The sequence below is a fragment of the Methylobacterium sp. E-046 genome, from assembly GCF_022829625.1.
In the GTDB taxonomy this organism is placed as follows: Bacteria; Pseudomonadota; Alphaproteobacteria; order Rhizobiales; family Beijerinckiaceae; genus Methylobacterium; species Methylobacterium longum.
The window spans coordinates 1-409 of the sequence record NZ_JAKSYP010000267.1 but is presented as its reverse complement, the minus strand read 5'-3'; the positions used below and the strand labels follow the sequence as shown (position 1 = coordinate 409).

1 pseudogene is annotated in these 409 nt (G+C 65.5%); it reads left to right on the top strand.

Going from position 1 to position 409, the window contains the following annotated elements:
- Positions 1–236: pseudogene (locus MKK82_RS28880) on the top strand (hypothetical protein); the annotation flags it as partial.
- Positions 237–409: the final 173 nt, after the last annotated feature.

Here is a 409-nt window from a genome sequence, read left to right as displayed (position 1 = left end):
CCCGGGCCGGGCGAGCGGACAACCTGCGTCGGGTTGCGGCGATTGCCGGTCGGCCCGCAGAGCAGCGCGAGGGCGTGTTCCTCGTGGCGACCGATGTGGCTGATCACGACGGCATCGCCGAGATCGAGCACATCGCGCTGTTCGAGATCGCCACGGCCTTGCTCGTCGATAAGGCTCGGCTGCTAGTAGCTGTGCCGGTTCGGTCTACGCGGCTGCAACCGCTCTCGTCGAACTGACATGCCCGCTGAACATCCGACACCCGCCAATTTGCGCGAGGCCGGCACGACCGCTGCTCAACATGGGGTGGGCTCGCTCAGCCTATTGCACCTCGCAGATATGACGAAGCCTAAGCCGCAGGCCTGCGAGGTGAAGATCGACGGTGAATGGCGTGCCGTCAGCCTCACTGAGG